14 protein-coding genes, 1 other RNA gene and 1 pseudogene are annotated in these 14,185 nt (G+C 49.6%); 12 read left to right on the forward strand and 4 right to left on the reverse strand.

Going from position 1 to position 14,185, the window contains the following annotated elements:
- Positions 1-19: 19 nt before the first annotated feature.
- Together AC0TWI_RS06770 and recU are read right to left on the reverse strand one after the other, a co-directional pair.
- Positions 20-2,692, reverse strand: coding sequence for a PBP1A family penicillin-binding protein (locus tag AC0TWI_RS06770; RefSeq protein ID WP_488125581.1), 2,673 nt, complete (start codon positions 2,690-2,692; stop codon positions 20-22).
- A gap of 44 nt (positions 2,693-2,736) precedes the next feature.
- Entirely contained in the window at positions 2,737-3,336 is a 600-nt protein-coding gene (gene recU, locus AC0TWI_RS06775; protein WP_488125582.1) for a Holliday junction resolvase RecU, read from the reverse strand.
- Between the two features lie 405 nt (positions 3,337-3,741).
- On the opposite strand from recU, the gene AC0TWI_RS06780 reads away from it, so the two are divergent.
- The 4 genes from AC0TWI_RS06780 (at position 3,742) to AC0TWI_RS06795 (ending at position 6,035) form a co-directional block, all read left to right on the forward strand.
- Entirely contained in the window at positions 3,742-4,710 is a 969-nt protein-coding gene (locus AC0TWI_RS06780) for a DUF2515 family protein (RefSeq protein WP_488125583.1), read from the forward strand.
- Between the two features lie 135 nt (positions 4,711-4,845).
- A complete protein-coding gene (locus AC0TWI_RS06785) occupies positions 4,846-5,058 on the forward strand; it encodes a hypothetical protein (protein WP_488125584.1) in 213 nt (70 codons plus the stop codon).
- A gap of 79 nt (positions 5,059-5,137) precedes the next feature.
- Positions 5,138-5,500, forward strand: coding sequence for a YppE family protein (locus AC0TWI_RS06790; RefSeq protein ID WP_488125585.1), 363 nt, complete (start codon positions 5,138-5,140; stop codon positions 5,498-5,500).
- A 67-nt stretch (positions 5,501-5,567) separates the two neighbouring features.
- Positions 5,568-6,035 carry a YppG family protein gene (locus AC0TWI_RS06795; RefSeq protein WP_488125586.1) on the forward strand — a complete coding sequence of 156 codons (468 nt, stop codon included), beginning with the start codon at positions 5,568-5,570 and terminating at the stop codon, positions 6,033-6,035.
- Between the two features lie 110 nt (positions 6,036-6,145).
- On the opposite strand, the gene AC0TWI_RS06800 is transcribed toward AC0TWI_RS06795, so the two are convergent.
- The gene (locus AC0TWI_RS06800; RefSeq protein WP_488125587.1) at positions 6,146-6,619 is read right to left on the reverse strand and encodes an Hsp20/alpha crystallin family protein; all 474 of its coding nucleotides are present in this window, start codon (positions 6,617-6,619) and stop codon (positions 6,146-6,148) included.
- Positions 6,620-6,805: 186 nt separating this feature from the next.
- On the opposite strand from AC0TWI_RS06800, the gene AC0TWI_RS06805 reads away from it, so the two are divergent.
- The 8 genes from AC0TWI_RS06805 (at position 6,806) to AC0TWI_RS06840 (ending at position 13,855) form a co-directional block, all read left to right on the forward strand.
- Positions 6,806-9,103: a DEAD/DEAH box helicase gene (locus AC0TWI_RS06805; RefSeq protein ID WP_488125588.1), complete on the forward strand. Its 2,298-nt coding sequence runs from the start codon at positions 6,806-6,808 to the stop codon at positions 9,101-9,103.
- Entirely contained in the window at positions 9,103-10,338 is a 1,236-nt protein-coding gene (locus AC0TWI_RS06810; RefSeq protein ID WP_488125589.1) for a ribonuclease H-like domain-containing protein, read from the forward strand. Before AC0TWI_RS06805 ends, AC0TWI_RS06810 begins: the two co-directional genes overlap by 1 nt.
- Positions 10,339-10,527: 189 nt before the next feature.
- A complete protein-coding gene (locus AC0TWI_RS06815) occupies positions 10,528-10,851 on the forward strand; it encodes a CotD family spore coat protein (protein ID WP_488125590.1) in 324 nt (107 codons plus the stop codon).
- Between the two features lie 77 nt (positions 10,852-10,928).
- Complete coding sequence (locus tag AC0TWI_RS06820; RefSeq protein ID WP_488125591.1) at positions 10,929-11,495, forward strand: SLOG family protein; 567 nt, start codon at positions 10,929-10,931, stop codon at positions 11,493-11,495.
- Positions 11,496-11,564: 69 nt separating this feature from the next.
- The gene (gene gpsB, locus AC0TWI_RS06825) at positions 11,565-11,876 is read left to right on the forward strand and encodes a cell division regulator GpsB (protein WP_488125592.1); all 312 of its coding nucleotides are present in this window, start codon (positions 11,565-11,567) and stop codon (positions 11,874-11,876) included.
- Positions 11,877-11,930: 54 nt separating this feature from the next.
- Positions 11,931-12,323, forward strand: an RNA gene (gene rnpB / locus AC0TWI_RS06830) — RNase P RNA component class B.
- Between the two features lie 161 nt (positions 12,324-12,484).
- Positions 12,485-13,627, forward strand: a complete 1,143-nt coding sequence (locus tag AC0TWI_RS06835) for a THUMP domain-containing class I SAM-dependent RNA methyltransferase (protein ID WP_488125593.1) — start codon at positions 12,485-12,487, stop codon at positions 13,625-13,627.
- A 60-nt stretch (positions 13,628-13,687) separates the two neighbouring features.
- Entirely contained in the window at positions 13,688-13,855 is a 168-nt protein-coding gene (locus tag AC0TWI_RS06840; RefSeq protein WP_488125594.1) for a hypothetical protein, read from the forward strand.
- Positions 13,856-13,993: 138 nt separating this feature from the next.
- On the opposite strand, the pseudogene AC0TWI_RS06845 reads toward AC0TWI_RS06840, so the two are convergent.
- Positions 13,994-14,185, reverse strand: a pseudogene (locus tag AC0TWI_RS06845) (transposase); the annotation flags it as partial.

Here is a 14,185-nt window from a genome sequence, read left to right on the forward strand (position 1 = left end):
TTGTTAGTCCACAGTACGGTTACGATCCTCTACCGGTCCTTGAACCATTGTTCTGAGAGGAATTGCTGCTTTGCCCTCCGTCCTGGCCCGCGTCGGAGCCGCCGTTATTATTGCCCGAATTGCCTTCACCTTGGTTCCCATTCGGATTGCCATTGTTTCCGGGCTGTTCTTGACTGCCATCACCGTTTGGCTGGCCGCTATTATCCTGCGGCGGCTGCTGGCCGTTGTTCATATCAGGATTTCCCTGTCCTTCATCATCATCCGGATCTTCTTCTTCAATGCCTTCGTCATCCGGTGTATTGCCGTTGTCTTCATCATCGATGAGATCTGGAACAGTTACGCTCGTTCTGCCTGGTTTGCTCCTCTGGCCATCTACGAGGGCGGTCACTTCAATTGTATACGTCTCGCCAGGCTGGACATTCTGGATGGTATATTCGGTATCATCCGTCTTTCCGAGCGAATGGGTTTCCCCGTTCACTGTGATGGAGACGTCATACTCAATATATTCTTCGCTATCACCTGAATAATTCCAGGAAAACGCCACTTCATTTTCCGCCTGCCTGAATTCGCCGGTGACAGAAGGGGCTTCGATTTCATCGAAGTTTTTCGATACTTGCTTCGGCTCTGTGCCTGCGACGAACAACTCATAGACGATCTGGTCCTTCGGTGTATGCGCACTCGGTTTGCTTGCCGGATTCGATCCTTTTTCCACCGCTGCCTTAACGACGCTGGACGGCATCTTGAAGTCAGGAGTGTCGACATTGGCTGATGCCTTCTCCATCAGGCTTCGATACATCCGCTGGGCGATTTTTTGCTCATCGCCAGACACCGGCGTTTTTCTGTTTTCGTATCCGGTCCAGACGGCCACTGAGTAATTTGTTGTGTAGCCTGCAAACCAGGAGTCCGGTACATCGGTTCGTTGATTCAGATTATAATCTGCTATTTCCTTGGAACTGTAGTTTGTCGTTCCGGTCTTGCCCGCGGCAGGGAGGCCTGGGATGATCGCCTGCTTGCCTGTCGCGCCTTGCTTGTTCGACAGGACGTCCTTCAGCATGTCGGTGATCATATAGGCTGTCGAATCCTTCATCGCCGACTTTTGGGCGACTTTATTTTTCACTTCCGTCTCCCCATCGCGGAGGACGATTTTGGTGATGGTGTGCGGCTCATTATAAATGCCGCTATTGCCGAATGTTGCATAGGCCGCTGCCAGCTGCATCGGAGAGATATTCGTGACACTTCCGATGGAAGCTGAATCTCCTCCGGCTTTCAGGTCCAATCCGAGATTGGACGCAAACTCCATCGCCTTTTCGGAACCGACTTCTTCAAACGCCTTCAGTGCCGGTATATTTCTTGAACGGTAGAGTGCTTCCCTGATCGACATCTGCCCAAGATGTCTCTGGTCAAAGTTGTTTACCGGTGTGCCATTTGAGTACTTATATGGTTCATCGACAATCTGCTCATAGGTTGACCAATTCAAATATTCAATTGCCGGGCCATAGTCGAGGATCGGTTTGATCGTCGAGCCCGGATTCCGTTCCGTCAGCTGGGTAGCAAAGTTGCGTCCGCGCTTAACTTCTTTGTTGCGGTTTCCGCCGATGGCACGGACTTCGCCGGATTTCGTGTCCATCAGGACGATACCAGCCTGCATTTTTTCATCAGGGTACTGGATCACTTCATCTGTCAGCATCATTTTATCGGTAAATTCCTGTGCTTCCGGATCGATTGTCGTATAAATCTTCAGCCCGTCGGAAAAAACATTGTAGTCGCCCATTTTTTCGACTTCACGGATTACCTGATCAATGAAGGAGTCATATTTTGAGGCAATCGTCTGGTTCTGGTCCTCCGGTACGAGGGTGTCCATGACGGAAACGGCCTTTGCCTCTTTCATTTGCTGTTCTGTAATTTTTCCGTGCTGCTTCATGAGAGAGAGGACGATGTCTTTCCGCTTATCGGCGAGTTCCGGATTTTCATATGGGTCGTATCCGTTCGGCCGCTGCGGGAGACCGGCCAAAAATGCCCGTTCTGTCAGCGTCAGGTCTTTCAGCTCTTTGTTGAAATAGTATTTAGAAGCTGTTTCGATCCCATGGATGCCGTTGCCGTAATAAATTTTATTCACATAGATCTCAAAAATCTGCTGTTTTGAATACTTTTTCTCCAGCTTAACGGCAAGCCACGCTTCTTGCGCCTTCCGCTTCAATGTCTTTTCATCGGAAAGGAAGGAGCGCTTGACGACCTGCTGGGTCAGGGTAGAGGCACCCTCCGAGCCGAAGCCTCTCGTAACGTTGGCAAGAACGGCACCGGCAAGCCTTCTGATATCGATTGCCCCGTGTTTGTAGAAGCGGACGTCCTCTGTTGCAAGGACTGCGTCTTCCACTTCTTTTGGAATGTCATCATAGTCTACATAGTCCCGGTTTTCGGATCCAAGCATCGTATACGGTTTGCCGTTCATATCAAGCACTTCGGATGCGATCGGGTCGGCGAGCATTTTATCGTCAATATCTGGAGCATCTTTCGCATAATAAGCGAAAACGCCTGCGCCGGCAATGACTCCGGCAAGCCCGATGATAAAGAGGGCAAGGATAATTTTCTTGAACAGTCCGCCGCGTTTGCGTTTCGGCTTTGGTTTTTGCTTTTGAGCGCGGTTGGACTGCTGCTTTCGCCTTTCTTCTCTCGTTTTATATTGATCTGCCATATGCAGTTTTCCTCACTTTCAATTATGAAATTCCTGTGTTGTGATTAGGACCAGATGCTTTGAACAGCCTGTAAATAATCGATCCGCGGCTGATAGCCGTATTTCAGCGGATAGGCGTTCTCGTCCAGTTCCTGCTTTGCAATCGATTTTCTTCCGCCTTTGATCATTCGAACCCAGTAGTGAAGCAGCCTTTCTGCCTCCAAGAGGTAGAGTTCATTTGTTTTGGCGAAGCGGATGATGACAAAAGCGATCCCCTCTTGTTCGAGCACTTTTTCCATATGGCGGATCTGGTGTTCGTGAAAGTTCTTCAACGGGAAAGAGGTCCCGCTCTGTGTTTCCTTCGCTTCAAAATCGATATATTTTCCGTTCCATACGCCATTGTAGTCCGTCGTTGATGCTTGGCGGAAATAGGCTTCTCTTATAACAGCTGTGCTCCGACTCTGATAATCTACTTGGACAATTTGGATTGGGGTCGGCTTTTTATGGATGACTGCCAGGCCGGCCGCCAAGTAAAAAGCGTTCGATTCATTCAAATCCTCCTCCAGGGTCATTCCCCTTTTGCCGAAAGACGGCTTGCTTTCTCTCTTTTTTTCCTTCTCCGGTTTAGCGGTATATTTTTTGCCGCCCGGATAATGAAACTCCATAGTGGCTCCACCTCACACGATCGATTATATCATACCATCCGGGGAGTATAAAAAAACGGCTCCCTTCGCACGCTATACGAACAAACAGGGATTTTTTTCTTTGCATGCAGGATACCGCTTGCTTTTGCAACATTGCATCCTTGTACTGCACGACACCGAGCGATTGCTTGTCTCCGTTGCAGTTTCCTTCTGAGTCTTTAGGTTTGTTTTAAAATGAGCAACTCGTCCAGCCTCGCTTGTTTCGCCCGTTTGACATAATAACTGCTTATGCGAGATAACGCCACTTTTTTGAATAAGCCAGTAAAGAGAGCACTGTCAAAAGAGTTTCCATAATGTCTGCCAACTGCGTCCAACTGCCCGCGGACATATGGTTGAGCAACAATTGAAGCAAGGGAGGTGCCGGAAATGTTTTCCAGAAAACAGTTGTCGGATGAAGAGGTTGTTTCGCTGATTAAAAAACAAGTGTTTGCCCGGAATGTCGATAATATTTCACGGACAAATGCCTATTTTTCTTTTTTTCTCCGTCATCCGGAGATCAAATGGGCATTTCTAGCCTCGATGGTCTCGCGTAATGCGGGCTGGAATATATGTGATTTGTATTCTCCCTTGTTCACGAGCCTGCTTCCCCGAAGCAAAAGAAAACAGCTGCTCCTGACATATGAACGGGCAAATTGGCTCATTTTTCAAGATGCCTATCCACAATTGCTCCTCTATCACTATTCGACGAAAATGGACCGCAATTTGTTTCACTTACTGAAGAAATTTCACATTTCCGATTTTATGTACACGGAGTGGCAGCACTTTTACAAAAGCGGTGGGAAGGATCGGCTCATGAACGCATTAATTATTAATGAGCAGCATAAAATCGAGGAGCCGGTGCTAAAGCATCCTTATTATAAGAGAAAGGTGTTCCGCTCGCCGCTGTTTATCCTCCAGGAAAAAATCCAGTGGAATGCCGTTCTTTTCCCTACAATGCGAGGGGAGCTATACGGCCAGAATGTGACCGGTTTTGCCGACAAAGAAAATCGGATCGATCTCGGGCTTCGGCTCGCCCGCATTCTGTTCGATTCTTCTCTCCATCCGCTATTTCTCGCGTTTGCCAAGAAGAATGAGCACACTGGATCTAGGCATGACTATGAGAAATACAAATCTGGCTGCAAGAGAGACACCCCTTATTTGCGGGTGGCCGTGCCGATCATCGAGCATCATATGGAAAGCACTGATGACTGGTCCGCGTCTACTCGGATCCGTGAACAATGGTTCCGGGAGCCGCCGCTGAAAGAACCTGCTGCGAAAACAGCATGGTATGAAAAGCGGAGAAGGCAGCTCCGGCTTCTCTATGAATGGCAACAATACCGTAACCGGGAGAAATAACCCTTGTCGAATGGAGAAAAAATAAAGCGGGAACGGGCACTTTGTTTGCCGAATCCGTTCTAGTTTTGTCAAGGGGGGAGGAGACCGGAGAAACAAGGAGAATTAGAGTATAAAAGCCGGAATGGAGGCAAGACGATGACAAGAACAGACGTTTTAGAGAGACTGGAATCGATTGAACGCGAACTGGATAGACTGGAGATGGCAATTATAGAGAAAGCCGGCGGGGAAGCGGCACACCTCCGCTCCGCTATAAGAAAGCGTGAACTTCGAGTGGAGAATAATTTACAGTCGGCGGGACAAAAAGCGGGACGCCCCCTGAAGGATGCCCCTGTACTCGCTTTGTTGTAATATGAAATGGTTCAGCAGCCTGCTCGCGGGCTGCTGCTTTCATTTTATGGTACATTTAACAACAAAGGAGTGAACCAGTGTGGAAGAGCAAAAATTAAAAAGCCTGACCGAACAGCTGCTTTCCTATAACACGGAAGCGCGGGAACATTATGAGAGGGCCCGTGAAACAGGGAAGAAGGGTGATTTCTATACGCAGGTCAAGCCATTTGCCGACAAAGTAAAAGAAGCGGCAGATGAATGGGAACAACTCGCTTCGTTATGGCTGGCGAAAAAAAGGCCGAAAAATTTGTATCCGATGCAAATTCATAATACAGCCGAGAATATTCAAATGGTATCCGTCAGGGCATTTTACCCGGAAACAAGTCTGAAAAAATTTCAGAGTCATATCCAATCGGTGGAGTATGTACTCGAAAGCCTGCATGGACTTTTATTGGAGGATTAACACTGCTCCCTCACAAAGTTACAGTATTGGGCATACGCTGTACTAAATGAGTCAGGAGGTTGGGCGTATGCATTATTTGAACCAATACTATGGCAACCCTCCATACGGATCTGGTTTTCCTAATCCATATATGCAGGCACAGCCGGGCCCTTATCCCTTCCCGCAGTATCCGCAGCATCCGCAGGGGTTTCCGATTGGGAATTACAATGCCGTGATGCCGTACGGGGGTTATCCTCCGCAGAATGTGCCATACAGCAATGCCTATCCGTCATCCAAGCCGCAGCTGTTTCAGAACCCGCTGCAGTCCGGTCCTGAGCATCCCTTTGCAATGAAGTTCCAAGGGGGAGTCCCGGGTGGCCAGTATCCTAAACCCGGCGCGATTAAGCCGCCTGGAAATTCGATTCTTCAGTCCTTCAAATCGCAAGATGGCTCTTTGGACCTGAGCAAAATGGTGAACACTGCCGGCCAGATGGTGAGCGCCCTGAATCAGGTGGGCTCGATGGCAAAGGGACTGACAAGCATTTTTAAAGTATAAAGAGGATGGCAGCCGGACGCCATACCCATGAAAAAGCCTTCTGCAATCCGATCGCCATTAGGGGAGTCGGAATTTGCAGAAGGCTTTTTGCATGAAACAGTCATTGTTTTTCAGAAATTGATTCTCTTCCCTCTTTTTTTCGGGACAATGATTTTCAAAAGTCCATTGTCATAGCTCGCTTTGATCGCTTTGACCGATACAGGTTTATAAAATGGTATAAGACGGGACATCCGCTTTGCTTTTTCGCTTCTGGAGTAGGTTTTGGTCTCCTTGTTTTCCAATTCGAGGCGTTCCGCATGGGAGACGTGGATGGCAAGCTGATTGTCCAGCACCTCGATGTCAATTTGCTCTTTTTTTATACCCGGGAGAAGCGCCTTTACGACATACTCATCTTCATTCTCTTCCAGCTCGACGGTGAAGCTGCCCATCCTGCGCGGGTTGCCGAAGAATTCATCAATATGTTCGAGAATCCCTCTTTGCCCGTTTCTTTCAATAAAAAAGTCATTCATCGCTTTCATCATGTGCCCAAATGGGTCTGCCGGGCGAACATCTTTCCCGGGGATGCGTTTCTCCTCACTGGACATGCCGTTTCCTCCTTAATTTATAAGCTATACTATTCTATGAACATCTTGGTGAAAAAGTTCATTGCTGACGTGCCCTGAAGGTTGCTGCAGCGGGGATGGGGGTTGGCTAAAAGTCTGCGGCACCGATGAATTCCCTCTATGAAAACGAACGTTTATTCGTTATGATAATAGATAGAGGTGAGATTCTTGCTAGGAAGATCCAATCTTGAACAAATCATATATGATCTGCAACAAGATCCTTATTATAAAGAGCAATTTGTATCGTGGAGGACGCTGCCGGAAAAGTCAGCTGCTTTCAGTCCGCTTCCTGCATCCCTTCAGCCGGAGCTGAAAAAGGCGCTGGAGGGAAGGGGAATCGGCCAATTGTATACGCATCAGGCTGACGCCTTTGAAGCGGCAATGAGCCGGAGAAGCTTCACGGCGGTCACTCCGACCGCTTCAGGCAAAACGCTTTGCTACAATCTGCCTGTCCTGCATGATCTGCTCGAAAATCCGTCCGGGCGGGCCCTTTATATTTTTCCGACAAAAGCGCTCGCCCAGGACCAGATGAGTGAACTGAATGACATCATTGATGCGGGGGAACTCACAATCAACAGCTATACCTATGACGGTGATACGCCGGCAAATATCCGCCAGAAAATCCGGAAAGCAGGGAATATTGTCATCACCAATCCGGATATGCTCCATTCTGCTATTTTGCCACATCATACGAAATGGGTCGCCCTGTTTGAAAACCTGCAATATGTCGTCCTTGACGAACTTCACATATACCGCGGAGTATTCGGTTCGCATGTGGCCAATGTTATCAGGAGGCTGAAGCGGATCTGCCGCTTTTACGGTTCCGATCCTGTCTTCATCTGTACGTCCGCGACCATCGCCAACCCGCAGGAACTTGGGGAAATGCTGACGGGCGAGCCGATGAAACTGATCGACCGGAACGGTGCGCCGTCAGGGAAAAAGCATTTTGTGTTCTATAATCCGCCGATCGTCAATACGCAGCTGAACATTCGCAAGAGCGCGACGCTTGAGGTGCGCAGACTCGCTTCCGAGTTTTTGAAAAATCGCGTTCAGACGATTATTTTCGCGAGAAGCAGAGTCCGGGTCGAAATCATCCTGACGTATTTACAGGAGCTCATTTCTAGGAAGCTAGGCCCGAAGGCGATTCGGGGATACCGGGGCGGCTATTTACCGACGGAAAGAAGAGAAATCGAAGCGGGCTTAAGAAAAGGCGAGATTTACGGAGTCGTCAGCACGAACGCACTTGAACTCGGCGTCGACATCGGCCAGCTGCAAGTGTGCATCATGACCGGTTATCCGGGCACAATTGCCAGTGCCTGGCAGCAGGCGGGACGTGCCGGCAGAAGGATGGGCGAGTCTCTTGTCATCATGGTCGCAAGCTCGGCACCGCTTGACCAATATGTGATCGAGCATCCTGAATATTTCTTCAACCAGTCACCGGAGACGGCGAGACTCAATCCGGATAACCTGATCATTTTAGCTGACCACGTAAAATGCGCCGCATACGAGCTGCCCTTCAGTGAGGGGGAGACATTTGGCGGTGAGGATATCGAAGATCTGCTCGATTTTCTGACGGAAGAGCAAGTGCTCCATTTCAGCCAGAATAAATGGCATTGGATGAACGATTCTTTTCCGGCCCATAATATCAGCCTCCGGTCAGCGGCCCAGGAAAACGTCGTCATCATCGACCGCTCGGATACAGGGAATGCCAAAGTGATCGGGGAGATGGATACGTTCAGCGCCATGACCTTGCTGCATGATGAAGCGATCTATCTCCATCAAGGCATCCAATTCCAGGTGGAATACTTGGATTGGGAGGAAAAGAAGGCATACGTCAGGGAAGTTGACGTCGATTATTATACCGATGCAAATCTTGCTGTCGGGCTCCGCGTCTTGGAAGAAGACAAAAAGAGAAGAATGCAGGGAGCAGAAGCCGGCTACGGCGATGTAACGGTGAACGCGATGGCGACGATTTTCAAAAAGATCAAATTCGATACACATGAAAACATCGGGTCGGGGCCGATTCACCTGCCGGAGCTCGAGCTCCATACGAATGCGGCCTGGCTCTCGCTTGAAGGGGCCATCGGTGAAGAGGAGATGGAGGACCTGGAATATGGGCTGATGGGGGCTGCCCATGCACTGCGGGCGATTATCCCGCTGTTCGCGATGTGTGACCCTGCCGATATCCAGGTCGTTCCGCAAGTAAAGGCGTATCATAATGAAAAGCCGACCTTGTTCATTTATGACCAGTATCCGGGAGGGATTGGCCTGAGCGAGAAAGTGTATGACAGGGCCGAAGAGATTGTGCTTGAAGCAAGAAGTATGATCGCAGGCTGCCCATGCCGCTCCGGCTGCCCTTCTTGCATCGGCACGGATACGGCGACCATCCGGGCAAAGTCGCTCGCCGTCCGACTCCTTGACGGGCTGCTTGGCAAAGCTCCGGCCGCCGGGAAAGAGGCGCATTAATGGCGATGAAAAACAAGCTAGCCCGTTTTAAAACGCAGATTGCAAGGGACGGAGAAAAAAAGGATGTCCGGCCGGCGGCTGCAGCTCCGCCTGCCGGTCCTCCGCTTCATGAACGTTGGCAGGAGGCCGGAGTCCGCAAATACGAGGCGGAAGGCCAGACATGTCTGATCAAGGAGACAACGTATCCGCTTGATCATCTTCATGGAAACTATCGCTTCGCGGATTTCCCAAGAGCGATGGAGATTTGGGAAGGGTCAGGCTTTCAGCATGATTTATCTGGTTATGGATATAACCCGCAAGATTTATTTTTCTTTGATACGGAGACGACGGGCCTCGGAGGCGGAACAGGAAACGTCATCTTCCTTCTCGGGCACGCACGGGTGACGGACGGAAAAGTGACCGTAAAGCAGCATTTTCTCCCTGAGCCGGGAAACGAGGTCGCGCTCTATAAAAGTTTCCTTGAATCTGCAGATTATACGACGCTTGTCTCTTATAACGGCAAATCCTTCGACTGGCCGCAAGTAAAGACAAGGCATACGCTCGTCCGCGAACATGTGCCGAAGCTCCCGGCGTTTGCCCATTTTGACCTTTATCATGCCGCCAGGAGAATGTGGAAAGGGAGACTAGACCGCATTAAGCTCTCCGTCGTTGAAAAGGAGATCCTCGGTTTTGAGCGTGAAGATGACGTGCCAGGATATTTGGCGCCGATGATCTATTTCGATTATGTGGAACGGAAAGACCCGGAAGCAATCCTGAAAGTGATGAAACACAATGAACTCGACATTCTTTCGCTCATTACGCTCTATGTTCATCTCACATTCCAAATCCACCGAATCGATCCGAATCAGACGCCTGGAGAAGTTACGAGGATCGGCAACTGGTTCGAAAAAGGCGGCCAGAAAAAACTGGCTGAGACGGCTTGGCGGGAGGCTGCTGCAAAAGAAGAGCCAGAGGCAAAATTCCGTCTCGCTTTTTCGGAAAAGCGGGCGGGAAATTTTCCGGAAGCTGCGGCTTTATGGAAGCATGCGGCGGAGACGCCCGACAGAAAATTGCAAGCGAAGGCATACATCGAATTGGCGAAATTGATGGAACACCAGCAGAAGGACCTGAAACAGGCGCTTTCCTTTACGGAGAAGGCGATCATGGCCGAAGAGGGGGCTGCTGGGAAAAGTGCTGCATTTTTACGTGATGCACGAAAACGAAAGGAAAGGCTTGTAGGGAAATGTTCGAAATAAACATTCATTTCCCGGGCAAGCGCAGATTTCGACGCAGAGGGTGACCATTCGCTCCATTCTGCGGGCGAAAGTCGATTAATGGAGCATGCCCAATCTCATGCAAATAGGTATTTACATTAGTACATGTACACTATGCACGTCATAGGCTGTAAGTGTAAAGCGAATACACATGAGAAGGGAGAAATCATCATGTTCTTCAACTGCGGCACAAAAGTCATGCCTGCAATTGTCCATCCGACAAAATGCTGTGTCCAACATAAGATGTTTAACATCATCCAACCGGAAATCCATCCGTCCCACACGACGACTGTGAACCATACCAACATCGAGCACCAGCACTATTTCCCGCACACAACATCTGTTGTAAACGAAGTGACACAAACACAGGAATTTATGCCTGGTCCAGGACCAATGCCAGGCTTTGGTCCTGGAGTTGGCCCTGGCTTCGGTCCAGGTTTCGGTCCTGGTCCTGTGCCACGTCCGGGATTCGGCGGCGGCCCGTTTTACCGCTAATTTCAAGCTGAGCCGAACGATAGAGAAGGAGAAGGATGGGGCCCCATCCTTCTTTCTTTTGAAAGGAGAGGGCCACATTGAAGATTGCTGCAGTAACGGGCTACAAGCCTCATGAACTTGGAATATTCAAAGCGGACGAACCGGCGGTTGCATACATAAAAAAAGCATTGTTTAAGGAACTGGCTGCCATGGCGGATGAAGGCTTGGAATGGGTGTTGATCTCAGGACAGCTCGGCACCGAACTGTGGGCGGCAGAAACGGTGTTCGAGCTTCAGGCGGACTATCCGCAGCTGCAGCTTTCCGTCACGCCTCCTTTTTCTGGCCAGGAAGAAAAATGGAATGAATCGAACAGGGAACTGTATGAATATATATGTGGGGATGCCGATTTTTTTGCGCCGCTCTCCAAACTCCCCTATTCGGGTCCATGGCAGTTCCGCAATCGTGACCAATTTCTTCTTCAAAAAGCGGATTGCCTGCTCGCTTTTTACGATGAAGAACGACCAGGTTCACCACAGTATATTGTTGAGGCAGCGAAAAGGCATCAGGAAACGAGCGAATTTGAAGTCAGGCTGATCGGTTTTTACGATCTTCAGCTTCTTGTGGAGGAGGAAGCTGAAGCCAATTATGACGGAGACTCATTATGAAATTGACAAAACCGGTGAATTTTGAAAGAATATGCTTAATGCAGTGTGAATTTCGAGGTGACGATGAGTATGTTGGCCGATAAATTAAAACTAACAGCAAAAGATATTTTGGAAAAAGAGTTCAAAACAGGTGTAAGAGGTTATAAGCAGGAAGATGTAGACAAATTTCTAGACTTGATCATCAAAGATTATGAAGCGATGCATGGAGTAATTGATGAGCTGCAGCAGGAAAACATGCGCTTGAAGAAGCAGCTGGAGGACCAGCCGCGGCGCCAGCCCGCACAGCCTGTCGGAACGACGAACTTTGATATTTTGAAGCGTCTGTCCAATTTGGAAAAGCATGTGTTTGGCAGCAAGCTGGATGACCGGAACGACTTCTAGTATTTTCCATTGTAATTTTAAGGGCAAACGCGTATAATGATCCTACAAACCATAACATTCGGGTAATCGCTGCCGTCTTTAAGGCGGCAGAGGAAAGTCCATGCTCGCACGGTGCTGAGATGCCCGTAGTGATCGTGCCTGGCCAAACAATAAGCCAGGGCAGCCGTTCAGCGGCTGACGGCAGGGAAAGCACCTACGTCCATCCGGATATGGTGCGACTACCTTGAAAGTGCCACAGTGACGAAGCTTTGCCGGAAACGGCAGAGGTGGAACGAGGTAAACCCCACGAGCGAGAAACTCAAATATTGGTAGAGGCACTTTTTCCGAGCAACTCAACGAGGAAAGAGGCAGGCTGTGATCAGCCTTGCAGACAGATGGTTACCGCCCGAGTACGAGGCCTGCCTATGGCCGCTTGCAGTACAACGGTACAGAACATGGCTTACATGAATGTTATGATAGGCTGAATATGAATGCAACCAAAGCCCTTCGGCATTTGCCGGGGGGCTTTGCTATTGATTTTACTGGAGAAAAAAGCGATGATAGCTAAGACGGCAAAGCGTTTAGATTTTGCCATAAGGACAAGTCTTTCAACGATAGGGTGAATACAAATGGGTACATATAAATTGGCTGCCACCTCCGCAATGGGGATCGAGGCACTGGTCGCGGATGAAGTGCGCGGCCTTGGATATGAATGCGAAGTGGAAAACGGGCGGGTGCTGTTCACAGGTGACGAATCGGCGATTGCCCGAACGAATTTATGGCTGAGAACGGCCGATCGTGTCAAGATCATAGTCGGTGAATTCAAGGCGTTGACGTTCGATGAATTATTCGAGAAAACAAAGGCATTGCCATGGGAAAACTTCATTCCTGTCGATGGAGAGTTCCCTGTTCAGGGAAAATCAGTGAAATCGACGTTGTTCAGCGTATCCGACTGCCAGGCGATCGTCAAAAAGGCAATCGTGGAAAGGCTAAGGACCGCATACCGCACCGTGACATGGCTAGCGGAGACCGGTCCGCTGTTCAAAATCGAAGTCTCGCTTTTGAAAGATGTGGCGACACTGACGATTGATACGAGCGGAGCAGGCCTTCATCGCCGCGGCTACCGCGCTGCGCAGGGGGAGGCACCACTCAAGGAGACACTTGCAGCTGCACTTCTTAAGCTGACGAATTGGACGCCGGACCGCGTGCTCCACGATCCATTTTGCGGCTCCGGAACGCTTCCGATCGAGGCGGCTCTGATTGGGCAGAACATCGCTCCCGGCTTCAACCGCGAATTCCTCGCTGAAACTTGGCCTTGGATGAACAGCGACGTCTGGGAAAAGGCGAGGGAGGAAGCAGAGGACAGTGCGGATTATGACAGGGAACTGAACATCTTCGGCACCGATATCGACCACAAAATGATTGAGATATCGAAAGGAAATGCGTTCGAAGCAGGCCTTGGGGATATCATTCAGTTCAAGCAGATGCAGGCGAAAGACATTTCCCACAAAAGCGAATACGGCGTCATCGTCGGCAACCCGCCGTACGGGGAACGCCTCGGAGACAAAAAGCAGGTCGAGAAGCTGTACCGGGATATCGGCCAAGCCTTCAGCAAGCTTGACACATGGTCCATCTACATCATGACGTCGTATCCGGATTTCGAGTCCGTCTACGGGAAAAAAGCGACGAAGAAACGCAAGCTTTTCAACGGCTTTATCCGGACCGATTATTATCAATATTGGGGCCCCCGTCCGCCGCGCAAAGACCGGTGAATAAATGAACCCTCTCCGTCATATACTTGTTTCATCGAGATGACGGCGGGAGGGATGGATATGGATCAGAACATGAGGGAATTGGAGTCGATTTCAAGAGCGATCTCCTCTTCTTTTGCACTGCTGGAACGGGAAGTGACCGGCACCCCGGCGATGCACGAACTGGAAGAAGCGGAGAAAGAACTTCAGCTCGCCATCATGCACGTCCTGCAGGCAGGCGGGAAATAACGAACAAAAGAGGTGCAAACTGCACCTCTCAGAGTGTAGACAAAAGGGTTGGAAATCGATTTGATTTCCAACCCTTTTGTCATTTAGAAGCGATATTTATTAAAGATGAGCTGTCGTTTACCATTGTACCCGATCCGATTACGCCATAACTGGCGTTTTCCATGTCCAGTTGGCCAGCTTCTTAAGGTAAAAACAGCAAAAGTCAGCATCGCCTGCATGGACAATTTTTTTAGCCCCCTAAGGGTTGTCCACCGCATGCCATGCTTTTCTTTGGCATCGGCAAAAACACGTTCGATCGTCTCTTTGCGCTTTCCGTATATCTCTTTGATT

This window comes from Lederbergia sp. B243.17, from assembly GCF_057657925.1.

Excerpts from the sequence above, each read along its gene's own strand:
- AC0TWI_RS06770 (WP_488125581.1), bottom strand. The coding sequence starts at position 2,692 with ATGGCAGATCAATATAAAACGAGAGAAGAAAGGCGAAAGCAGCAGTCC.
- recU (WP_488125582.1), bottom strand. The coding sequence starts at position 3,336 with ATGGAGTTTCATTATCCGGGCGGCAAAAAATATACCGCTAAACCGGAG.
- AC0TWI_RS06780 (WP_488125583.1), top strand. The coding sequence starts at position 3,742 with ATGTTTTCCAGAAAACAGTTGTCGGATGAAGAGGTTGTTTCGCTGATT.
- AC0TWI_RS06785 (WP_488125584.1), top strand. The coding sequence starts at position 4,846 with ATGACAAGAACAGACGTTTTAGAGAGACTGGAATCGATTGAACGCGAA.
- AC0TWI_RS06795 (WP_488125586.1), top strand. The coding sequence starts at position 5,568 with ATGCATTATTTGAACCAATACTATGGCAACCCTCCATACGGATCTGGT.
- AC0TWI_RS06800 (WP_488125587.1), bottom strand. The coding sequence starts at position 6,619 with ATGTCCAGTGAGGAGAAACGCATCCCCGGGAAAGATGTTCGCCCGGCA.
- AC0TWI_RS06810 (WP_488125589.1), top strand. The coding sequence starts at position 9,103 with ATGGCGATGAAAAACAAGCTAGCCCGTTTTAAAACGCAGATTGCAAGG.
- AC0TWI_RS06815 (WP_488125590.1), top strand. The coding sequence starts at position 10,528 with ATGTTCTTCAACTGCGGCACAAAAGTCATGCCTGCAATTGTCCATCCG.
- gpsB (WP_488125592.1), top strand. The coding sequence starts at position 11,565 with ATGTTGGCCGATAAATTAAAACTAACAGCAAAAGATATTTTGGAAAAA.
- AC0TWI_RS06835 (WP_488125593.1), top strand. The coding sequence starts at position 12,485 with ATGGGTACATATAAATTGGCTGCCACCTCCGCAATGGGGATCGAGGCA.
- AC0TWI_RS06840 (WP_488125594.1), top strand. The coding sequence starts at position 13,688 with ATGGATCAGAACATGAGGGAATTGGAGTCGATTTCAAGAGCGATCTCC.